Annotated in this window: 20 protein-coding genes; 2 read left to right on the forward strand and 18 right to left on the reverse strand. The window is 70.3% G+C overall.

The features are described from left to right. The first annotated feature begins 84 nt into the window (after positions 1-84). A complete protein-coding gene (locus tag FLX07_RS10095) occupies positions 85-1575 on the forward strand; it encodes a hypothetical protein (RefSeq protein ID WP_208762133.1) in 1491 nt (496 codons plus the stop codon). Between the two features lie 64 nt (positions 1576-1639). Here FLX07_RS10095 and FLX07_RS36945 read toward each other — a convergent pair whose 3' ends face one another. From FLX07_RS36945 to FLX07_RS10115, 4 genes are all read right to left on the reverse strand, one after another. Beyond that, positions 1640-1909, reverse strand: a complete 270-nt coding sequence (locus FLX07_RS36945; RefSeq protein WP_208762134.1) for a cellulose binding domain-containing protein — start codon at positions 1907-1909, stop codon at positions 1640-1642. A gap of 203 nt (positions 1910-2112) precedes the next feature. Further along, positions 2113-3339 carry a cytochrome P450 gene (locus FLX07_RS36950; protein ID WP_142569827.1) on the reverse strand — a complete coding sequence of 409 codons (1227 nt, stop codon included), beginning with the start codon at positions 3337-3339 and terminating at the stop codon, positions 2113-2115. Between the two features lie 308 nt (positions 3340-3647). Next, positions 3648-5507, reverse strand: a complete 1860-nt coding sequence (locus FLX07_RS10110; RefSeq protein WP_142569829.1) for an AfsR/SARP family transcriptional regulator — start codon at positions 5505-5507, stop codon at positions 3648-3650. Positions 5508-5881: 374 nt separating this feature from the next. After that, the gene (locus FLX07_RS10115) at positions 5882-7360 is read right to left on the reverse strand and encodes an MFS transporter (protein ID WP_142569831.1); all 1479 of its coding nucleotides are present in this window, start codon (positions 7358-7360) and stop codon (positions 5882-5884) included. A gap of 105 nt (positions 7361-7465) precedes the next feature. Here FLX07_RS10115 and FLX07_RS10120 point away from each other — a divergent pair, with 105 nt between their 5' ends. After that, complete coding sequence (locus FLX07_RS10120; RefSeq protein WP_142569833.1) at positions 7466-7930, forward strand: MarR family winged helix-turn-helix transcriptional regulator; 465 nt, start codon at positions 7466-7468, stop codon at positions 7928-7930. A gap of 108 nt (positions 7931-8038) precedes the next feature. Here FLX07_RS10120 and FLX07_RS10125 read toward each other — a convergent pair whose 3' ends face one another. The 14 genes from FLX07_RS10125 to FLX07_RS10190 all read right to left on the reverse strand — a co-directional run bounded on the left by FLX07_RS10125 (position 8039) and on the right by FLX07_RS10190 (position 21998). Then, positions 8039-9088: a zinc-binding dehydrogenase gene (locus FLX07_RS10125; protein ID WP_142569836.1), complete on the reverse strand. Its 1050-nt coding sequence runs from the start codon at positions 9086-9088 to the stop codon at positions 8039-8041. Positions 9089-9288: 200 nt separating this feature from the next. Then, positions 9289-9945: an NAD(P)-dependent oxidoreductase gene (locus FLX07_RS10130; protein ID WP_142569838.1), complete on the reverse strand. Its 657-nt coding sequence runs from the start codon at positions 9943-9945 to the stop codon at positions 9289-9291. A 17-nt stretch (positions 9946-9962) separates the two neighbouring features. Next, positions 9963-11699 carry an FAD-dependent monooxygenase gene (locus FLX07_RS10135; RefSeq protein WP_142569840.1) on the reverse strand — a complete coding sequence of 579 codons (1737 nt, stop codon included), beginning with the start codon at positions 11697-11699 and terminating at the stop codon, positions 9963-9965. Further along, positions 11699-12139 (reverse strand): SRPBCC family protein, encoded by a 441-nt coding sequence (locus FLX07_RS10140; protein ID WP_142569842.1) that lies wholly within the window; start codon positions 12137-12139, stop codon positions 11699-11701. Before FLX07_RS10140 ends, FLX07_RS10135 begins: the two co-directional genes overlap by 1 nt. Positions 12140-12142: 3 nt before the next feature. After that, positions 12143-12943: a cyclase family protein gene (locus FLX07_RS10145; protein ID WP_142569844.1), complete on the reverse strand. Its 801-nt coding sequence runs from the start codon at positions 12941-12943 to the stop codon at positions 12143-12145. Between the two features lie 32 nt (positions 12944-12975). Continuing rightward, positions 12976-13731, reverse strand: coding sequence for a methyltransferase domain-containing protein (locus tag FLX07_RS10150; protein WP_142569846.1), 756 nt, complete (start codon positions 13729-13731; stop codon positions 12976-12978). Further along, positions 13728-15107, reverse strand: a complete 1380-nt coding sequence (locus FLX07_RS10155; protein WP_142569848.1) for an acetyl-CoA carboxylase biotin carboxylase subunit — start codon at positions 15105-15107, stop codon at positions 13728-13730. Before FLX07_RS10155 ends, FLX07_RS10150 begins: the two co-directional genes overlap by 4 nt. Then, a complete protein-coding gene (locus tag FLX07_RS10160; protein WP_208762135.1) occupies positions 15097-15660 on the reverse strand; it encodes an acetyl-CoA carboxylase biotin carboxyl carrier protein in 564 nt (187 codons plus the stop codon). Before FLX07_RS10160 ends, FLX07_RS10155 begins: the two co-directional genes overlap by 11 nt. Positions 15661-15677: 17 nt before the next feature. After that, positions 15678-17381 carry an acetyl-CoA carboxylase, carboxyltransferase subunit beta gene (gene accD / locus FLX07_RS10165; RefSeq protein WP_142569850.1) on the reverse strand — a complete coding sequence of 568 codons (1704 nt, stop codon included), beginning with the start codon at positions 17379-17381 and terminating at the stop codon, positions 15678-15680. A 4-nt stretch (positions 17382-17385) separates the two neighbouring features. Then, positions 17386-17649 carry an acyl carrier protein gene (locus tag FLX07_RS10170; protein ID WP_142569852.1) on the reverse strand — a complete coding sequence of 88 codons (264 nt, stop codon included), beginning with the start codon at positions 17647-17649 and terminating at the stop codon, positions 17386-17388. 10 nt (positions 17650-17659) lie between these two features. Beyond that, complete coding sequence (locus FLX07_RS10175) at positions 17660-18883, reverse strand: ketosynthase chain-length factor (RefSeq protein WP_142569854.1); 1224 nt, start codon at positions 18881-18883, stop codon at positions 17660-17662. Further along, entirely contained in the window at positions 18880-20148 is a 1269-nt protein-coding gene (locus tag FLX07_RS10180) for a beta-ketoacyl-[acyl-carrier-protein] synthase family protein (protein WP_142569856.1), read from the reverse strand. The genes FLX07_RS10175 and FLX07_RS10180 overlap by 4 nt, the downstream gene beginning before the upstream one ends. Before the next feature lie 24 nt (positions 20149-20172). Beyond that, a complete protein-coding gene (locus FLX07_RS10185) occupies positions 20173-20931 on the reverse strand; it encodes a glucose 1-dehydrogenase (protein WP_142569858.1) in 759 nt (252 codons plus the stop codon). A 32-nt stretch (positions 20932-20963) separates the two neighbouring features. Then, positions 20964-21998, reverse strand: coding sequence for a methyltransferase (locus FLX07_RS10190; protein WP_167748186.1), 1035 nt, complete (start codon positions 21996-21998; stop codon positions 20964-20966). Positions 21999-22172 lie beyond the last annotated feature (174 nt).

The following is a 22172-nucleotide window of genomic DNA, read 5'->3' on the forward strand; positions in this document are numbered from 1 at the left end:
GAGAACTCGCATGCCGAAGTGATCAGGGCAGGGCAGCATGTCCCCGTGGATCATGTCCTGTGTGGCCTCGCCGAGAATCCGGCTATGCCGTGCGATCTGGTGGACCTGCTGGTCACGATTGCCGACGAGGACATCGCCTCCAATATGGCCTGGCGTGCGGACCTGACCCGTGCACAGGCGGTGGCGCTGGTCTCACGCGTCGAAGACAGCGCTGCGCGGCTCGCGGAGCGGGGGCTGCTGACGGCCGCCGACATCGATCCGGTGGCACAGCCGCTCGCCGCGCTCGCCCTGCTGAGTGAGGGGGCAGGCCGCCCGGAGTGGGCGCGCCTGGTCGCGGCGGATCCGGATGCCGGCTGCCGGGAGCGGCTGGCCGCCTGCCCCGGCCTCCCGACCGACGTGGCGGAGACCCTCGCCGCCGACACCGCCATCCGGGTCGTCGCGGAGCTCGCACTGTGGACGACCTCGGACATGGCGGAGCGGCTCGCGGAGCACCCGCATGCGGAGGTCCGCCGTGCGGTGGCCGCGAACGAGGCGACACCGCCCTCGGTGCTGGCCGCGCTGCTCACCGGTGAAGGGCTTCCCCCGGCTCGGCGGTGCCTGGTTTGCGATCGGAAGGAACCGCCGTTCGTCCACGATCCGGACTGCGCGGAGCCCGACTGCGAGCTGCCGTCGGGTGCCTCGTGTGACGGCTCCCACGAGTCCACGGTCCACGACATGCAGCAACAGGCGCTGAGAAACCCGGCCACGCCCGCCGCTGCCGTGCTCGCCTTCGCCGGTCATCCCTCGATGCTGCTGCGATGGGAGCTGGCGGGGCGCACCGACCTGCCTCCGGAGGTGTACGAACGCCTCGCCGGCAGCCCGGAGCCCGGTGTCCGCGGAACTCTCGCGGACAATCCCGAGATCGACGACCGTCTGATGCAGAGGCTGGCCATCGACCCCTGTGACGACGTGCGGCGCAGCCTGGCTCACAACCCGCGCGTGCCGCTGGACGTGCTCACCCGCGTGGCCGGAACCGTCAGAATCGGTCCCACCCCGCTGCCGCGGATCGTCACGGCCACGCCGGCCGAGGTCGAAGAACTGGCCGCCTCGGCGGATCCGGCCGTGCGGACGCTGGTGGCCGAACGGCGCGACCTGCCGTCCGGGATCCGCGACGCGCTGGCCGCCGACCCCGACGCCAAAGTGCTCAAGTCCATCGCGCCGCACCCGGGCCTGTCCGAAGCGCGACTGCGGGCCATGGCCGACCGGCACGGCGTACGGGTTCTCGTCAGAGTGGCGAGCAATCCGGACGCATCGGCGGCATTGCTGGAGGACCTGGTGCGGCACCGGCCGCCGGTGAAGAAGGCGTTCCGTGAGGTCGCACGCCATCCCAACGCGACGGCCCTGGCGCTGTCGGCGTGCTTGCAGGATTGCCAGGCCAGGCCGGTCGCTGCGGGACACCCGGCCCTGCCACCTGAGGTCATCGTCGAGTTGCTCGCGGACGACGAGTGGCAGGTGGTGGAGGCGGCCGCCGCCAACCCGTCGCTGCCGCTCACGGTGATGTCGGCGCTGGTGTCCTCACGCGGTCAGGTGGGTTGATTCGCCCGTTGCGCAACGAGGTTCCGTCCGATGGCCGGACGGGACCTCGTCGATCCGCTTCACATCATGGGCTGGTGCAGGTGAGCGCCGGGGCGGCCGAGGATCCTCCGCCCAGGAAGCCGAAGGTCGTGGTCGCGTTGGCCGCGAGCGAGCCGTTCCACGCCTCGTTGCGCACCGTCACGGCCGAACCGGAGCCCGAGCGCACGCCTCCCCACAGCTGGGTGATGGTCTGTGAACCGGGCCAGGCCCAGTTCACGGTCCAGCCGCTGATCGCCGCGTTGCCCGCGCGCACCGTGACCTCACCCTGGAAGCCGCCGGGCCAGGAGTTGACCACCCGCTACGTCGCCGAGCATGCGCCGGACACTCCGCCGGACGGCGAGGGGCTCGGACTCGATGAGGGACTCGGGCTCGCGCTGGGTGAGGGGCTTCTGTGGTCATGACGATTCCTGCGACCCGTACGGCGCGGACGGGTCGTCCGCGCTTCGGAGAGGGAGCGGCCGGCGCCGCTCGGCGACGGGCCGAAACCGCGCCGAGATCTCAGACGGCGCGGGTCCCCGGCAGTGCCGTCGGCGCCGGAGTGGGGGAGTGGGGCACGAAGCGGATCGGCAACGTGATCGGCCCGGTGACACCGACGGTCGGGCGCCAGGGGACGGGGCCGTCGGGCTCGGGGGAGCGGAGTCTGTTCGCGAGGATCGGCAGGGCCTCGCCCATCTCGGCGCGGGCGAGCGCGGCGCCGAGGCAGTAGTGCAGGCCGACACCGAACGTGAGCTGCGTCGCCCGGTGCTTGGTGATGTCGAATCCCTCTCCATTGAAGACGGCCGGGTCGTTGTGCGCGGGGTCGAGAAGCACGCTGACGAAGGTGCCCTCCTTGATCTCGAGATCGCGGTAGACGATGTCCTCGTCGGCGATTCGCATGATCACTGTGGAGGCCGGCGACACCCGCATCGACTCCTCGATCGCGCGATCCACCAGTTCCGGCTGCTCGGCGAGCAACGCCCACTGCTCGGGGTGCTTCATGAAGGTCGTCATCGCCAGTCCCAGCTGGTGCTGGGTCGCGTCCTGCCCCGCGAGCATCAGTCCGATGACCATCACCCGCAGCTCTTCCGAGGTGAGCCGGTCGCCGGCCTCCTCCGCCGCGATCAGCCTGGAGATCAGGTCGTCCTGGGGGGCCTCGCGCCGCTTCGCGAGCAGCGCGTCCACGGCTCTTCCGAGACCTGCGAGAGCGGTCTCGATCCGGTTTCGATGTTGGGCGACGAAATTGCTGACCATCAGGCTGAGATCGTCGCCCCATCCTCGGAAAGAGTCGTGCTGTTCCTCGGGTACGCCCAGCAGGGTGCAGATGATCCGTGCGGAGTACGGCTCGGCGAAGTCGGTGATGAAATCACATCGGCCGGAGGCGTGGAACGTGTCGACGAGTTCGTGGGTCACCTCGCGCATGAACGGACGCAGCGCGTCCACGGAGCGGCGGGTGAACGCTTTACTGACCAACCCACGGAGCCGGGCGTGGTCTTCTCCTTCCAGGCAGGGCAGGAAACGGCGCATGAAGTCGTAGAGCGGGCCTGAGGTGATGCCCTGCGCGTGGAAGAAGTCCAAGGTGCTCTGCCGTAACCGGCGATCGGCGATGAGTTCGCCGGCGGGCTCGTATCGCAGCACCGCGTACCCCCGAGGGGTCCGTGCGTACCAGTTGGCTTCGCGGGCCTTGTGCACGTCGGCCGAGTCGGGCCTGAAGTCCGGATCCTCGATGTCGAGATACGCGACCGTCATGGGACGCCCCTCCTGGTCAATTCACCTGGCAGCCTGTTCCCAGGCTTTTGGGCGCGAGATTACGGGTGCGGCCTACGGCGTCACTGAGCGGCGGCTAGAAGGTCGCTCAAGCGTCGCTGAGCCCATTGGTCCTCCGCGAGGGATCGGCGAAATGACCAAGCCGCCGGAGTTCGGGAGGACGCTGATGCGACCGCCTCGCCACACCGCCCGGTGCGGCCGACGGGATGCGACCGACTCCCGGAGCCGCCCGGTTCGGCCGATGGCTCGCGGGCCGAGCGGCGCATGAGGCGGTGTGGTGGTGCGGGAGGTCAGATGGCGGTGAGCGGCAGGCACCGGCCGACCTGGTCCGATCTCCTGGCCAGGCGTTCCACGAGATACAGTCCGGTGAACCGGGGGAGCCTGTACGTCTGCCCGCCCTCATCGTCCAGCACTTTCACCAGGCCCGCGTCCACAAGACTGGTGAGAATGATGCCGGCCTCGGTGTCCCCGCAGGAGAACGCCTGCGCGGCCTCCGTGAGAGAGAAGGAATTAGCTCGTAAGCAGGACAGCGCGAGAAAGGCTGTCTGTTCCTTCGGACTGAGCTGACGGTACGCGGACTCGAGGCGCGAGAACAGGTCAAGCCCTATCCGTTCCAACTGGGACAGGCAAATGTCGGCCTCGCATCTGAATATGGACTTTCTCAGTTGTTCGATGCTCGACCTCGGCGAGAAGCTGAGGCGCTCGCCCAGGAACCGGATGGTCAGCGGAAGCGTGTCGACCTGGTTGATCAGGCACAGCGCCGTCTCTCTCTCCGCGTCCACCCGATCTTTTCCGACGATTCGTTCCAGCAGGCCGATTCCCTCCTCCGGCGTGAAAGTGTCGAGCTGGACCATGGTCGCACCGGCCAGGCCGTGCAGTGGCCTGGTGCTCGTGACGATCGTCGGGCAGCCGAGAGGGAGGAAGCCCGTTATCTCCATGTGCGGCTCGGCGCCGTCCAGGACGAGCAGGATCCTGCGCTGGCGTGTCAGCGCGCGAAAGACGCCCACCAGCCCCGGCAACGTCCGCGGGAGTTCCTCGTCCGCGGCGCCGAGGGTTCGCAGAATCTCTGCGAACACGTCCTTCTCGAATTCCATTGCCGGCTCTTTGCGCTTCAGGTCGATGTAGATCTGGCCGTCGGGGAATTCACCGGACACCCGATTGGCCACGTGTATCGCGGTCGCGCTCTTTCCCATACCGGGGGCGCCGTGTATGCAGACGATCGGGGCGGCGGTCCCGTCCGTGGCCGTGATGCGCCGGACGATGTCCCGGAGGATTTCGCAGCGACCGAGAAAATCGGGAACGTCCGGCGGCAACTGGGCGAGCCTGTCCTTCGGGGCGATCCGTTCGGGGCGGACCTGAGGATCACGCCTGTCGATTTCATGGCCTCCCGCGATCAGCGCCTGCTGCAGCCGCTGGAGCGAAGGGCCCGGATCCAGGCCGAGTTCGTTGTTGAGGCGCTCGCGCATCTCGTGGTAGACGTTCAGCGCCTCGAGTCGGCGGCCGGAGCGGGAGAGCGCGGTCATGAGGATCTCGTAGAGCTCCTCGTGAAAGGGGTGACGCTCGATGAGAAGCTTGACCTCGCCGATCAAGGAGGAATATCTCTCGAGTTTCATCTCGGCATGCAGATGCATGTACAGAACCTGTTTGTGCTGCTCCTCCAGCCAGGCGACATGGCTCCTCACCTGTTCACCGAAGGCCACGTTCGCCAGGGGCTCGCCCCGCCACAGGCGGAGGGCCTCGGTCAGATGAGCGCTCGCCGGCTCCAGCTTGTCCGGCGAGCGCGTCCTGGCGCCCTCGCTCAGAAGCGCCGATCCCCGCGCGGCGAGCTCCTCGAACCGGCGGAGATCGAAATCCGCCCCGCTCAGGTCGAGACAATAGCCGTGCGGAACCGTGACGAGCACGCTCTCGCCCGGCTCGTCGTCGGGTGCGCTCAACGCCTTGCGGAGTTCGTAGACATAAGTGTGAACGGTTCCGATCGCCCGGTCCGGCGGACGGCCGTTCCACAGCTCCATGATTATGGAGTCGACGGTGGTGGTCTGCCCATTCCTTATGGTGAGTAGTGCGAGCATGCTGCGCAGTTTCGCGGATCGCGGGGTGACGTCTCTTCCTGCTATAGTGACTGAGAAGTCTCCCAACACCGAAAAGCGCATCGCCGGCCCCCTGTCTGTTCAGAGCGTGTGCCGGATTGGATGCCGTCACGGAGACGTGCTCGAATGAATGGAGCGGGCTACCCGCCGCCGATGTCTCCCCGTTTTCGGACATCCTTTTACATGGTTCCGGCCTGTGCTCGGTTCCCCGGAATGCCCCGTAATGTTTCCTTAGGCTACCTTAGTATATGACATCAGCCCTAAAAGGTGGCAAGGGGTTTACTGGTCCTGTCCATAACCATTCAAAAGCGAACTCCTCACGCGACGGGTGTCTCACTGTGCGATCGATTATGATCCCGGTCACGGCAAAAGCCGCGATGAGGAGTGCCGGGGTGGGCGCCGCCTCATCGCGGTGTTTCAGGACCGGAAGGTGACTGCTAGGGGGCGATCGTCGCGTCGGCTTCGGCGCTCGGCGCCATGGGAGCCGTCTTTCCCAGCCGTGTATCGATCAGGAGCAGGGCGGCCAGCGCGGCCACGAGCAGGATCCCCGCCGCCCACCCCGTCGCGAGGTTGTAGCCGTGAACCTGGCTCTGCACGCTGGAGGCGTTGGCGGCGAGGTAGGTCGCCGCGCCGTTCGCCGCGACGGTGTTCAGCAACGCGGTGTCGAGCGACGCGCCGGCCTGCTGGGAGACGTTGAACATCGCGCTCGCCACGCCCGCCTCGCTGGGCCGTACGCCGAACGTCGACAGGTCGAGTGCGGCCGGCAGGACGAGGCCCATCCCGATGCCGATCAGGATGAAGGAGGGAAGGACGCCGGACGCGTATGCACTGTCGGCGTCGAGGCGCGTGAGTAGCACCATCCCCAGGGCCCCCAGGAGCAGGCCGGTCCCCATGATGAACCGTGGCGCGACGGTCGTCATCAGCCGGCTGCCGAGGCCCACGGCCAGCATGACGCCGAGGGTCAGCGGCAGGAAGGCCAGCCCCGTCCGCAGGGCGGAGTAGTGCTTGATGTCCTGCAGGAAGAAGCTGATGAACAGGTAGGCGCCGAACGGTCCGGCCATCATCAGCACGACGACGAGGTAGGCGCCACCGCGTCCGCGATGGCGGAGGATCGGCAGAGGGAGCAGAGGGTTGCCCACCCGGGCCTCCGCGAGCAGGAACAGGGCCAGCAGGACGACGCCCGCGGCGAGCGGCACGATGGTGGCCGTCGCCGTCCAGCCGTCCTGCGTCGCCTTGGTGAACCCCCAGACGATCGCCACCAGGCCGGCCGTGGCGAGCACCGCTCCGAGGAAGTCATATCCGGTCCTGACCTCGGCGCGGGACTCGTGCAGGAACACCACGACGCCGAGTGCGGCGACGAGGGCGATGGGAGCGTTGACGTAGAGCACCCAGTGCCAGCTCAGCGATGTCGTGAGGATTCCGCCGAGGATCAGCCCGATCGGTGATCCCGCGGCGACAACCCCGCCGAAGACCCCGAACGCGGCACCCCGCTCCTTGGGGTCGGTGAAGGTCGTGGCCACCAGGGAGAGCGACGCGGGCGCGAGCAGCGCGCCGAACGCTCCCTGCGCCACCCGGGCGGCCAGCAGCATCGTCAGGCTCGTCGCCGCGCCACCGGCCACCGAAGCCGCGGCGAAGCCGACCAGCCCGATGAGAAGCGCTCGCCTGCGGCCGGTGTAGTCGCTGACCCGCCCGCCCAGCAGGAGGAGTCCCGCGAAGGGGAGCGTGTACGCGGTGATGACCCACTGCCGGTCGGCCGCCGTGATCGCCAGGTCGGCGTTGATGGAGGGCAACGCCACATTGATGATCGTCATGTCCACCACGATCATCAGCTGTGCGAGCGCGACCGAAGCCAGCCCGAACCATCGCCAGCGATTGGGGTGCGACGACTCCGTCCTCTGCTCGGTGCTCTCCGTCATTCGGCTCGTCCTTCCGCACGGATCAGGGTCTCGTCGAACGCAACTGTAACAGCTTAACTGACAATCAGAACAACGGTTTATTTGCGCCGCTGCTAATCTCTCAGCATGACCTCCGAGGTGCCCCAGGCGTTGTCCGGCCGTCTCAGCTTCCTGCTCGGCAGGCTCTACATGCGCGCCCTCGACCTGGAGGCCCGGCGACTCGAGGCGCTGGGGGTGACCGTGAAGCAGCAGGCCGTCCTGGCGCTGCTGGCCGACGAGGGCCCGATGACGCAGCAGCACCTGGGCCAGCGCCTCGGAATCGACCGGACCACCGTCGTCACGGTTGTCGACGGCCTCGAACGGGCGGGGCTCGTCGAGCGTCGACGTAGCCCCGCGGACCGGCGCGCCTACCTGCTGACGCTTACGCCTGACGGCGTACGGGCGGGGGAGCAGGGGCGCGGCCTGGTGGGCGGGGCGGAAGGCGAACTCCTCGGTACGCTAGACGAGGACGAACGGCGGACGCTCACCGATCTGCTCGGCCGGGCCGTCTGGGGCCAGGGGCCCGGCGACGCCGGCGCTCCGCCCCGGTAGCGAGCGGAGCGTCCCCGGAGGTCCTCCCGCGCGCCGTGCCGTCTTCCGCCTCCGGGTCCCGTCCGGAGGCGGTCCGCGCCGGCGTCGGGCGCGGACGCTCCGCTCTCGTCACACGCCGGCCTCGGCGGTGTCTCCCGGCAACAGCAGGGTCTTCCCGATCACTCCGCGTGCCTCCATGCCGGCGTGCGCGGCGGCCGCGTCCCGCAGCGGGAAGCTCTGCCCGATGACCGGCGTGATACGGCCCTCGGCCGCCTGAGCCAGCGCCTGGGCGGGCAGGCGCCTTTCGTCTCCCGGCCGCATCGGCAGTTGCATCAGACCGACCACCGTGACGTCGCGTTCTCTCGCCTCGCCGGGGTCCACCTCCGTGAACGAGCCGCTGGGCGAGCCGAATGCGAAGAAGCGGCCCCCCGGCGCCGCCACCGGGAACGCGAGGCGGCCGATCTCGCCGCCCACGCCGTCGAGGACGACGTCCAGGCCCTTGCCGTCGGTCGCCTCGCGTACGCGTTCCGACCAGCCTTCCTCCGCGTAGTCGATCGCGGCGTCGGCGCCGAGAGACCGCGCCAGTTCGCACTTGCGGCGGCCCCGGGCCGCCGCGACCACCTGGGCGCCCGCCGCGTGGGCGAGCTGGACGAGCAGGCTGCCCAGGCCGCCTCCCGCCGGCATGACCAGCACCCGCTCGCCGGAACGTATGCCCGCCGCCTCCGCGATCTGCATGGCGGTGAAACCGTCGTTGATGAGGGCCGCCGCCTGGTCGAGGCCCAGCCCGTCCGGCACGGGGAACATCGCGCCGATCGAGAGCGTGGCCCGTTCGGCGTACCCGCCCGTCGGCGAGAAGCCGGCGGCCGCCTGTTCGACGTCTCCGGTGCCCGGCCCCGGGCCGAACGCGCCCGGCCGCCCGACCACGTCGCGGCCGACCCACGAACGGTCCACCCCGTCCCCGGCCGAGAGGACGCGTCCCGCCACTCCGAAGCCGGGCACGTACGGCGGACGCACCGCCCACGGGCCGGGGACGCCCCGGCGGATCACGATGTCGAGGAAGAGGGTGTCGGCGAACGACACGTCCACCACGACCTGTCCCGGGCCAGCGACCGGATCCGGCGCCTCGCCGACTTCCAGCACGCCGGGGCCTCCGAAACGCACTGCCTGTACGACCTGCATGCTCTCTCCCTGCCGACCTCTGGGCGCACGGCGGCGAGTTCCCGGACCGCCCGGCATGTCGGCCTGGGCGGGGTGGGGAACGGCGAAGCACGCGCGCGGCGCACTATGGAACAGTCAAACGGACGATCAGTCTAACTGATTGTCATGGCGACTGCTAGGAAATCACGGCCACCGGACGGCGGTGGACGGGCCGGGGGCGATCAGTACGCGACCGTCGGATGCTCGCCCACGTACGTCGTGCCGTCGAACTGGGCGATGAGGAAATCGGCGAGGTCGGCCCGCGACACCCGTGACCCTCCCTGCGGAAGCCGGCCCAGTCCCACGCGGTACTTCCCCGTGGGCGGGCGGTTCGTGAGTCCGGAGGCCCTGACGACGATCCACTCCAGACGGCTGTCCTCCACCTCCTTCTCCATGATCCGCATGTCCCGGTACAGGGCGCGGTCGAAGAGGAGCGGCTTCAGCACCAGGCGGTAGAGCGGGGGATGGGAAGGGTCGCCGTCGACGACTCCGGCGGAGGACACGGTGATCAGCCGTCCCGAGGCCGCCGTCCGCATCGCCCGCACGAGGTTGCGGCCGGCCTCCGAGTAGAGGCTGGTGGAACGCAGGACATGGCGAGCCAGCGGCGGAGCGACCAGTGAGAGGACGACGTCGCGGTCCCGTACCGCTTCGCGGACCGATGCGAGGTCGCCGACGTCGCCGCGGAGGATTTCGAGTCTGCCCGGGTGACGGCGGCCGGCTCCGCCGGCGACCGTGGCGGGGGCACGCGTGACCGCCGTCACGTCGTGTCCCCGCGCCAGCGCCCGTTCCACGACCAGACGGCCGGTGCGGCCGCTGGCGCCGAAGACGGTCACACGCATACCGGACGGTCCCTTCGTCACGAGGCCGCGGGCGCCGTGGCGCTCGCGTCCGCGGTCACCGTGAGGGGGCGTGGCGGACCCCCGGCCGTGGAAGGGGCCCCGGAGGGACGCAGCAGCCTGACGAGCGCGTCCCTGAGCGCGTCGCCCGGCCGGTCTTCCTCCGCAGGACGGCGCCAGGCGATGAAGCCGTCGGGACGCACCAGTACGGCGCCGCCGTCCCCCACGCCGTACGCGCCGGTCCAGCGGTCCTCCACGTCGAGCAGGCCGGCATCGCCCGCCGCCCCGCCGGCGGAGGGGGACGGCGGCGGCGTCACGCGGTAGGCCGTGATATCGACCCCGAGGTCGCCGGCCACCTCGGCGGCCGCCCGCTGCCAGGCGGCGCCGCGGGAACCGGTCAGCAGGACGAAGCCCGGGCCGAACAGGTCGATCGTGGACAGCGTCCGGCCGTGCCGTTCCACGACGACGTGAGGGGCGCGCGTTCCCGGGCGGCCGGAAGGCCGGCGGGGGTCTTCGACCGGGGCGGGGTCCGCCGGGCCGGGGTCCGGAATCAGCGCGCCGGAGTTGTAGCGGTAGCCGAGGACGACGCCGGCCTTCGACGGGCCGTCGCCGGGCTGCCGGGATCCGCCTTGGGCGGCACCGGCCAGGAACAGGCCCGCACGTGCGACGGACTCCCGGAGGAGCAGCTGGGCGACCGGCCTGCGCTCGGCCTCGTAGCTGTCCAGAAGGCCGGGGGAGGCGGTGCCGTCGAGCGCCGCGGCCAGCTTCCAGGCGAGGTTGTGCGCGTCCTCGATGCACGAGTTGCCCCCGAAGCCGCCGGTCGGCGGGAGGACCTTGGCCGCGTCCCCGACCAGGAACACTCTTCCCGAGCGATAGCGCTCGGCGAGCAGGGCCCGCATCGGCCAGACGTCCGTGCCGAGCACTTCGACGCTCAGGTCGTCCTGGCCCACCGCCCGGCGGATGAGGTCCACGCAGCGTTCCCGCGTGAAGTCCGCCGCGCCCTCGCCTCGTGCCGCGTCGCAGGGCACGCTCAGCGTCCAGCGTCCCAGGTTCCGCTCCAGCAGGATGTTCAGGCGGTCGCCGGTCGCGGAGTCCACCAGGTCGTCGACGAGGCAGAGCACGAAGCTCCGGCCCCGCAGCGCCGAGCTGAGATCCGCCCGGAAGAGGATGCCGGCCTGGTGCGACAGCACGCCCGGTCCGTCGCAGGTGATGCCGAGGCGCTCGCGCACCGGGCTCTGCGCGCCGTCGCACGCCACGAGGTATGAGGCGGTCACCGTGTGCTCGCCGTCCCCGGCCGTGTCGCGGAGAACGGCGCGGACCCCGGCCTCGTCCTGGGTGAAGCCGACCAGTTCGACACCGAAGCGGATGTCGGCTCCGAGTTCTTCCGCGCGGGCGCGGAGGACGGGTTCGAGCTGGTCCTGATCGCACCAGACCTGCCCCGTCGGGGTGAGCCCGCCGTACTCCTCGGGCCCGCCCATGGACAGCCGCTCGATCTCCCGGCCCGCGAGCCTGTCGACCCGGATGATCACGCTTTCGCGTCCCTCGTCGAGGGCGCGCAGCCGCTCCTCGATGCCGAGGGACCGGAACAGCTCCATGGAGCGCGGCCCCACGTCGCTCATACGGGGGTGCCACGCGGGTCGGCCGCGACGCTCCACCAATCGGCAGGCGACCCCCTGACGCGCGAGGAAGGCCGCCGTGGACAGGCCGCTGACAGCCCCGCCGACGATCAGGACGGGTACGTGTTCCGCCTCGCGCATCACGCGCCCTCCACCAGGGACTCGATGTACTTGCGGAGGGCCTCCTGGTTGGCGGCCGTGTGCTCGGCCATCCGCTCGCGCCACCCCTCCTCCTGGTCCTTCAGCTCGTCGGAGAGCTCGAAGCACATGTCCCAGGTCATCTGGCTGCGGTTGCCCGGGAGCGCCTGGTAGATCCACGTCAGGTGGTTGTACGTGAACGGTGCGACGGGGTCGTGCCGCTCGGCGTAGGCCAGGTGGGGCGGATAGAGCATCCTCCACGACACCCAAGACGCTCCGTCCGCGTTGGTCAGCCGGAACCAGATCTTCCGCCCCTCGCGCCGCAGGATCTCGGACCGCAGATACTCCGGGATCATCTCGGGCCACTTGTCGATGCGGTTGGAGACCTCGAAGGTCACCTCGACGGGAGCGTTGACGATCACCGATCGTGTGATGACGGGCATGGATCACTCCTCTCTGCCGGGCGCCTGTGTGGCGCCGCCTTCGGGAAGCAGCGCGACCGCTCGCGTCCACGCGGCGGTGGCGCCTTCGATGAGCACGGGAAACGCGATGACGAGGAATCCGGAAGCCGGCAGCGCCTCGAGGTTGCGCAGTCGTTCCAGCTGGTAGTAGGGGCGGCTGCGGCCGAGGACATGCGCCGGCCACAGCGCGGCGTCGTCCCCGCTCGCGAGATATCTGTCGATCATCGGGGCGAAGGGCCCGTCGAAGCTCTCTCCGTCCGTGCCGAGCACGGTGATGCCGGCGTCCAGGAACGCCTCGACCAGATCGCTCCCGATCGCCTTCCCGCCGCCGGTCCTGATGAGCGCGATGGCGCCCTCGCTCCCGCGGCCCGGCACGTCGACGTGCCGCAGGCCGACGACGTCGTCCGGAAGCCGGCTCACGTCGTACATCAGGCCGGGGGCGATGAAGGACCCGAGCGGGGCCTCGTTGATGAGCCCGGGCGATCCGTCGTCCGCCGGGCCGTAGTGTCCTGGCGCGTCGACGTGGGAACCCGCGTGCACCGACGCGCGCACCATTTCGTGACGCAGGAACGCGCCCTTGGGGAAGTTCTCGGGCCTGAGCCGCCCGACGGCATGGGGCGCGACCTTCGGGAGCACGTTCTCGCAGAAGAACCTCGCGCCCGGCACCGGCTCGAGCGCGTCGACCTCCGTCTTGAACGGGCCGTCGGCGTGATTGCCGACGTCGCTCGACAGATCGACGATTCTGCAGGCGTTCACGCCCTCGCTGAGCGCCTGGAAGGACGTCATGGCTGCCTCCAAGATTCGAATCGCGACGGCCGCTACGCGTCCGCCTTCCGTGCGTAAGTGGTGCTGATCATGTCGTTCGCGTGGCTGCGGATGAGGTCGAAGCCGAGCGGCTCCAGGAGCGCCGCGACCTCGTCGGGACCGAACATGCGCCCGCCCGCGAACCGGCCGACGTACGCGCCGATCGTGCCGACGAGGCCGCCGCCGCGGCACGGGACCACGATCGCGATCCTGCCTCCGGGGCGCAGGACGCGGGTCATCTCGGTGAGTGCGGCCGAGGGGTCGGGAAGGATCATGATCATGGCGGTGGAGCAGACCGCGTCGAACACGGCGTCGCGGAACGGAAGGTCCTGCGCGTCGCCGCGGACCAGGCCCATGTTCGGCCGTGCCATGGCGGCCGCCTGCCGCAGCATCGGAGCCGACACGTCCAGGCCGACGGCGCGGCCCTCCGGGCCGGAGGCCTCCGCCAGCCCGGCGGCGATCACGCCAGGACCGCATCCGACGTCGAGGACGCTCGCACCCGGCGCCAGGCGCAGCCCGGACGCGAGCGCGCCCGGGCCGGGCGGGGCGCCGACGAGACGGACGAGCGGCTGGACCAGGCTGAGATAGATCCTGGGCCCGAGACCGCTGAGCCACAGCGACTGCGAGCGGTTGGGGGCGGCCACGTCATGGTCGGGCAGGACATCGAGGTAGCCCGCGGAACTGACGCGTGCGGGCACGTCCGGTTTCAGCAGCGGGCGCAGCCATTCCGGCTCGGTGCCCGGCGCCGCCGGTCGCGTGTTGTCGATCACGAGTCGCTCCCGTTCGTGTGCCCGGCGGCCGTCCGGCCGGCGAGGAGGTGCTGGACGAGGTTCGTGTCGTGCCGGGCCGCCCGGTAGGACGGGCTGCGGATGATCTCGCGGAGGAAGTTCACCGTGGTCGGCACGCCCGTGATCCGGAACTCGGCCAGGGCCCGGTCCATGCGGCTCAGTGCCTCGTCGCGCCGCCGGCCCCACACGATGAGCTTGGCCAGCAGGGAGTCGTAGGACGCGGGAATGCGGTACCCCGGGTAGCCGTGGGTGTCCACTCGCACGAACGGTCCGGCCGGAGGTGCGAAGACGTCGAGGGTCCCCGGGGCGGGCGTGAAGCCCCGCCTCACGTCCTCGGCGTTCACACGGCACTCGATCGCGTGACCGCGTGGCGCCAGATCCTCCTGCCGCCAGGACAGGCGCCGCCCGGCGGCGATGCGCAGCTGCTCCCGCACGAGATCCACGCCGTAGACCATCTCGGTGACCGGATGCTCGACCTGGATGCGGCAGTTGACCTCAAGGAAGTAGAAGTGTCCCGCGTCGTCGACGAGGAACTCGAAGGTGCCCGCGCCGACGTAGCCGGCGGCGGCGGCGCCCCGGAGCGCGGCATCGGCCATCTCTTTCACAAGTCCGGCCGGCAGGGCCGGCGCCGGGCTCTCCTCGACGAGCTTCTGGTAGCGGCGCTGGGCGGAGCAGTCCCGTTCGCCAAGGTGGACGACGTCGCCGTGCCGGTCGGCCAGCACCTGGATCTCGACGTGTCTGCTGCCGGTGAGGTAGCGCTCGATGAAGACGCGGCCGTCTCCGAACAGGTCCTGCGCCGCGGATCGGGTCTCGTTGAACGCGACAGGCATCTCGGCGCTCTCGCTTACCAGTCGCATGCCGCGGCCGCCGCCGCCCGCCGCGGCCTTGATGACGACGGGATAGCCGATGTCGCCGGCCACCTTGAGGGCCTCCTCGGGGGAGGACACGGGGTCGGGACTCCCCGGCAGCATAGGCAGTCCCGCCTCCGCCATCAGGGCACGCGCGGCGATCTTGTCTCCGAGGCGGGCTATCACTCGGGCCGGCGGGCCGATGAAGACGATGCCGTTGTCTTCGCAGACCTCGGCGAAGTCGGGATCCTCCGAGAGGAAGCCGTACCCGGGATGCACCGCGTCCGCGCCGGTGCGCAGAGCGGCCTCGGCGAGCGCGGCGATGTTGAGGTAGCTGCGCCTGGCGGGAGCCGGGCCGATCTGGATCGCCTCGTCGCAGTAACGCACCGCCGCCGAGTCGCGGTCGTCCGTGGAGTGCGCGGCGACGGTCCGTATGCCCAGTTCCCGGCATGTACGCGCGACGCGGAGAGCGATCTCGCCACGGTTGGCGATCAGCACCTTATCGATCATGGTCCGGCGCCTCGTCACCCACCGGCGCCAGCGCGAACAGCGGCTCGCCGTACTCGACGGCGGCGCCGTTCGTCTTGAGCACCTCGGCGATCCTCCCCGGGCGGTCCGCCTCGACGGGGATCATCAGCTTCATGGCCTCGACGATGGCCACCTGCTGTCCCGCGGCGGCGACGTCTCCCTCGCGGACGTACGGCTCGGCTCCGGGCTCGGGAGCCCCGTAGAAGACGCCGACCGTCGGCGCGGTCAGGTGGTGGACCCGTGACGGCGCGGGAGACTCGGGGCCGGCGGCCCCGGCACCGGGTCGCGCGGGCTCGGCGGGGGAGCCCGCGGCGCCCCCGGCCGCGACCGGCGTCTCCCATTCGATGCCGATGTCCACGTCGGCGACCCGGATGCGGAGGCTCCGGGGCGATTCCGGCATCTCGGCGAGGAGCGCGAGGGCCTGGTGCCGTACCTGGTCCAGCAACGCGCCGGGGTCGTCGGGCGCGTGCCGAGGATCGCGGGCGCCCGCCGTCGCCTCGGGGCCGTCGGGATCGTGAGTGATGTGTGCGGTCAAGGTCGCTCCAGTCCGTGTCACGTGAAGGCCGCCTCGCCGATGTCCGCCGTCTCGCCGAACGACCGGAATCGCGCCCGGCGGATCTTTCTCAGTTCGTCGGGCTCGATCAAAGACAGGTTCCGCAGGGAGTCGGTCAGCGCCGCGCGCAGCCGCTCCGCCATGAGCGCTCTGTCGCGCTGGGCTCCGCCCTCGGGCTCCAAAATCACGCCGTCGGCGATTCCGAGCCGGAGCAGTTGCGGCGCGGTCAGATGGAGAGCCTCGGCGGCGACCGGCGCCATCGCCCGGTCCTGCCACAGGATCGAGGCGCATCCCTCCGGGCTGATCACCGAGTAGGTCGCGTTCGAGCACATCAGCACCTCGTCGGCCACGCCGATCGCGAGAGCGCCGCCGCTGCCCCCTTCCCCGATGACGCAGGAGACGATCGGCGTCGGAAGGCCTCCCATGCACCGGATGGCCTCTGCGATGGCCATGGCCTGGCCTGATTCCTCCGCCGCCAGGCCCGGATAGGCGCCCGGTGTGTCGATCAGGGTGATCAGCGGGAGCGACAGCTTGGCCGCCATCCGCATCAGGCGCACCGCCTTGCGGTATCCCTGCGGGGTGGCCATCCCGTGGTTCCTGGCCCGGAGTTCGCCGAAGGAGTGTCCCTTCTGATGGCCGAGGACCATCACCGGGCATCCGTTCAGTACGGCGATGCCGCCGACGATCGCGGGACAGTCACCCGACACGCGGTCGCCGCGCAGTTCCTCGAAGTCGTCGAACACGTGGGCGATGTGGTCCAGGGTGGTCGGCCGATCCAGGTCGCGCGCCGTCCGCACGGCCGTCCACGCGTCTACGGACGGCAGCCGCGCGGGGTCGCGGATCACGCTCTCCGCCGCCGCGCCGGCCCCGCCCGGCCCGGTCCCCGAAGGCGTGGGCCTCCCCGGGCCACCGGCCGCCAGGAGCCGGGCGAGGGTGGCCCGCAGCGCGCGGCGTGGGCGGATGATGTCGATGAGCCCGCGTTCCAGCAGGAATTCGGCGGTCTGGAAGCGCGGCGGGAGTTTCTGCCGGATCGTCTGCTCGATCACCCGGGGGCCGGCGAAGCCGAGGCGTGCCCGGGGTTCGGCGACGAGCACGTCGCCGAGCGTCGCGAACGAGGCGGCGACGCCGCCGAAGGTCGGGTCCGTGATGACGGAGATCGTCAGAATGCCCGCCTCGTCCAGCTGGGCGAGGGCCTGGCTGGTCTTGGCCATCTGCATCAGCGCGAGCGCGCCCTCCTGCATGCGCGCCCCTCCGGACGCGCACACGAGGACCAGCGGAACACGCCGCCGCAGGGCGAGGTCGGCGGCTCTGACGACCGCCTCTCCGATCGCCGAGCCGAGGCTGCCGCCCATAAAGCCGAAGTCCATGACGGCCGCGACGAGCGGGTTGCCCGCGATGGTGCCGGTCACGACCACCACGCCCTCGCCCAGCCCGGTGGCCCGCCGCGCCCTGGACAGCCGGGCGGGGTAGGGGAGAGTGTCGACGAAACCGAGCACGTCCGCGCTGCGCTCCGGCACGTCGACCCATTCCAGGCCGGCGTGGTCGAGGAGTTGCTCGACGCGGGCCCGTGCGCCTACCCGGTGATGGTGTCCGCAGCCGTGGCACACGTCCAGTTCGCGGGCAAGACGTTTCCTGTAGAGGACCTCACCGCATCCAGGGCAGATCACCCATGCGGTATCCGAGGTCGCGTTCTGGATGGGCATGACCCTACCTACTGTTGATCATGGAGATGACGTCGCGTGGCGTGTCGCTCGCCTTGATGGCGTCGTCGTCGAGATCGACATGGAAAGTCCGCTCGAGGTTCGCGGTGACCTCCAGCAAGGCGATCGAGTCGTAGCCGAGGCTCCCGAAATCGGTGTCGAGCGCCTTATCGTCGAGGACGATGTCGTCGGCCACCCCCGCGCACGTGCGGAGGATGCCCAGCAGGTCCTCGGCGGTCATGCGAGGGGTCGCCGTGCTTTCCTGGCTCACTGTCTCTCCTTCATTCGTCGTCAGGACGGCGCACGACCATCGCCGAGTTGAAGCCGCCCTCTCCCCGCGCGACGATCAACGCCGTCCGCACGGGAGCCGTCCGGGGCCGCCGGGTGACGAGGTCGAGGCCGTACGCCGCCTCCGGTGTCACGTTGATCGTGGGCGGGATCACGCCGTCCCGCAGGCACAGCAGCGCCGTCGCGAGGTCCAGCGCCGCGCCGCCCGCGTACAGCCGCCCGGTCATGGTCTTCGGCACGGTGACGGGGACGCGGCCGGCGCCGAACATCGCGGTGATCGCGTCGGCCTCGATCCGGTCGAGCGCGGGAACCGCCGCTCCGTCGGCGAAGACCACGTCGATGTCACCCGGGGACAGCCCGGCGTCGCGCACGGCCAGTTCCATCGCGCGAGGCAGGGCCGGCGCGCCTCCCGAGCCGGGACGCGGGTCGAAGGCGGTCCCGTAACCGGCGATCTCGCCGTAGCCCGGCCCCGCGCCGCGGCGCGCCGCCGCCTCGGCGTCCTCGAGGACCAGGATCGCCCCGCCCTCACCGGGAACGTGGCCGGCCGCGCGGGCGTCGAACGGGAGATAGGCCCGGCCCGGGTCGTCGCAGCGGCTGAGGCGGCCGCCGGCCATCTGGGCCACCCATCCCCATGGGCAGATCGAGCCGTCGACGCCCCCGGCGAGGACGAGGTCGGTACCTTTGCGTATCAGGCGGCGCGCCTGCGCCACCGTGTCCAGCCCACCGGCCTGGTCGGTGACGACGACGCCACTCGGCCCGCGCATGCCGTGCCGGATGGAGATCTGGCCCGTGTTGACCGCGTAGAACCAGGCGAAGGACTGGTACGCGCTGACATGCCTGCTGCCGTGCCGCCAGAGGTTCTGCAGCTCTCGCTGGCCGAACTCGAATCCTCCCGCCGAACTCGCCGTGACCACGCCCATGCCGTACGAGTCCGCGTCGCCGGGTGACACGTTCGCGTCGGCCAGCGCCAGCTCGGCGGCGACGAGGGCCAGCCGCGTCATGTGGTCGGTCTGGGGGAGGAGCCGGCTCGGCAGATGGTCGGCGGCGGCGAACCCGGAAACCTCGCCGGCCAGCCGAGAAGGGTAGCGGCCGGCGTCGAACCGCGAGACCCGGTCGATGCCACTGCGCCCGGCCAGCGTCGCCGACCAGTAGTCGCGCGTCCCCAGCCCGTTCGGGGCGGTGACCCCGAAGCCGGTCACGATCACCGAAGTGTTCACCGGTCTCTCCGATCCGGGTTGGTCAGGACCATCGCCGACTGGAAGCCGCCGAAGCCGCTGCCCACCGTCAGGACGGTCTCGGTCCGCCACTCGCGGGCGGTGATCGGGACGTAGTCGAGGTCACACTCCGGGTCGGGATGACGGAGGTTCGCCGTCGGAGGCACGAGGTCGTTCTCGATGGCCAGCGCGGACGCTGCGATCTCGATCGAGCCGATGGCGCCGAGCGAGTGTCCGATCATCGACTTGATGGAGCTGATCGGCACCTCGTAGGCGTGGGCTCCGAGGCTGCGCTTGAACGCCGCGGTCTCGTGCCGGTCGTTCTGTTTCGTGCCGGAACCGTGGGCGTTGACGTAGTCCACGTCGCCGGCGTCCAGCCTCGCCTCGTCCAGAGCGGCGCGGATCGCCTCTGCCATCTCCTTCCCGTCCGGCCGCAGGCCCGTCATGTGGAAGGCGTTCGACCGCGTCGCGTATCCCGCGATCTCGGCACGGATGTGCGCTCCCCGGCGCCGGGCCGCCGTCAGCTCCTCCAGGACGAGGACCGCCGCCCCCTCACCGAGCACGAAGCCGTTGCGGCTGTCGTCGAAGGGGCGGGAGGCGTGCTCCGGATCGTCGTTGCGCGGCGTCGTCGCCTTAATGGCGTCGAAGCACGCCGCGGTGATCGGCGATATCGGCGCGTCCGCGGCACCTGCGACCATCACGTCCGCCGAGCCCTCGCGGATCAGCTCCACGGCATGGCCGACGGAGTCGATCCCCGAGGTGCATCCCGCGGAGACGAGGGCCACCGGCCCCTCGGCGCCCACCGCCCAGGCGACCTCGGCCGCGAACGAACTCGGGACCAGGTACCCGTACAGGTGTGGGACCGAGTAGCGGTGGTCGACCAGCCACTCACGGCCGTCGTCGCTGACGACCCGGTACTCCTCCTCGAGTCCCATGGTGGCTCCCACGGCGCTGCCGATCGTCACACCCGTACGGTGGGGATTCATGCGATCGAAATCGATGCCGCTGTCCTCCAGCGCCTGCCTCGCGGCCACGACGGCGAGTTGGGCGGCGCGATCCATGCGGCGCACCTCTCGTGCCGTCAGCCCGTGCTCCTCCGGAGCGAAATCGATTTCGGCGGCGACCTGAGAACGAAACTGAGCGGGATCGAAGAGCGAGATCCTCCGGGTCGCCGTACGGCCGTCGCTCAGCAGTTCCCAGAACTCCTTGGTGCCGATTCCACCCGGCGCCATGACGCCTATTCCGGTGATGACGACTCGCCGGTTCATAAGGACGCGGCCTCCCGTCCTGATCTAGCGGGCGACGAGGCCCCCGTCGATGACGAGGCCGTGCCCGGTCACGTAAGAGGACTCGTCAGAGAGGAGCCAGACGACCGCCTTGGCCACCTCCTCGGGCTCCGCCATACGGCCGAGCGGGATGATTTCGGTGTAGCGGGCCTCGACCTCCGGGACGTTGCCGGTGAACCGCTCGATGAAGGGCGTGCGGACGACTCCCGGGCAGACCGCGTTGACGCGCACCCCGCGGTCCGCGTACTCCAGGGCCGCGGTCTTGGTGAGGCCGAGGATGGCGTGCTTGCCGGCCACGTAGGACCCGTTCTTGTCGAAGGCCACCATGGCCGCGACCGAGGCGCCGTTGACGATCGATCCCCCGCCGCTGTCCAGCATCGCGGGAACCTGGTATTTCATGGCCAGCCACACGCCCTTGAGGTTCACCGCGAGCGCCTGGTCCCAGGCCTCCTCGTCCGCCTCGTGAATCTCGTGCTCGGCCCTGCCCTCCGTGCCGGCGTTGTTGAAGGCGTAGTCGAGCCTGCCGTACGCGGCGACCGTCCGTGCGACGAGCGACTTCACGTCGTCCGCCCGTGAGACGTCGGTCGTGATCGTCAGGGAGTCTCCGCCGGCGTTCTTGATCGCGTGTTCTGTCTCCTCGCAGCCGGCGATGTCGGCCAGCACGACATGGGCGCCGGCGGCGGCGATCGCGACGGCCGCCGAGGCGCCGATTCCCGATGCCGCGCCGGTCACGATTGCGACCCGGTCGTCGAGACGAATCGTCATTTCCGTCCTCTCCTCGTGAAGGGGGATCGTGGTCAGGCGCCGACGGTGCCCTCGGCGAGGGACAGGAAGGTCCCGGTCGGCCGGACCCGGTCGAATCGGATCCCGGTACGTGCGAACAGCTCCGCGACGTGCTCCGACGAGTGCTTCCGGCCACCGACGTTGAGGAGGAGCAGGAGGTCGAGCGAGGTCGTGACCTGCGGCTCGGGGGTGTGGTCGGTCAGTGTCTCCACGACGACGACACGGGCGCCCGGGCGTGCGCTACGGCGCACGTTCTCCAATGTCCGGATCGTGCTCTCGTCGTCCCACTCGAGGATGTTCTTGAGCAGGTAGACGTCCGCCTGGGCGGGGACCTCCTGCCGGCAGTCGCCGCCGATCAGCGTCACGCGGTCCGCGAACTCGCCGCTCGGACGCAACTCGGGAAGCGCCCTGGCGACGACCCCCTCCAGGTCAATGAGGTAACCCTTCAGGTGGGGGTTCCTGTCGAGGACCGTCCGGATGAGGTGCCCCTGGCCGCCGCCAATGTCGGCGACGACCTGCGCCTGCGACAGATCCAGGGCCTTGACCACCTCTGCCGAGGTGTGATTGCTCGCCTGCGTCATGGCCGCGTTGAAGACGTCCACGGCGGCGGGGTCGTCCTCATGGATATACCTGAAGAAGTCCTTGCCCAGGACGGCGACGGACTGCGCCTTGCCCTGGCGTACGGCATCCGTGAGATGCGGCCAGAGGGTCCAGAAGCACGGGTGGCCGATCCACCGGACCAGGTAGGTGACGCTGTTGGGGTCGCTCTCCCTGAGCAGCAGCGAAAGACCGGTGTGGGTGTAGCGCCCGTCGTCGAGCCGCTGGAAGACGCCCCTGGTGACGAGGGCGTCGAGCAGCTGCCGGAGCGCGATGGGATCGGCGCCGACCTCGCGGGCTACCTCGCGGTGGTCGCGCGGTCCCGACTCAAGGGCTTCGGCGACGCCGAGGTCCACCGCGGCCACCAGGGCGGCGGTGGAGACCAGGCCCCATGCGATTTCCTTTATGCGAGAGATGTCGGCCTGGAGCTGCTGCGAGGAATCGTTCGTCATACGTACGCCCTTCTGTGCGTGTCGCATCTGTCGAGGTCGTTCGATGGTGTCGAGAGCACGTTCCGTGAGGCCCCGCACGCGTTGTCCCGTCTCGCGCCGCGAGCGTGGTCCGATGTGCTGCGGCTCATATCCGGCGGACGGCACTGATCCTGGCAAAGCCGTCTCACGCCTTCC

The organism is Microbispora bryophytorum (assembly GCF_006874465.1).
Taxonomy (GTDB): domain Bacteria; phylum Actinomycetota; class Actinomycetes; order Streptosporangiales; family Streptosporangiaceae; genus Microbispora; species Microbispora bryophytorum.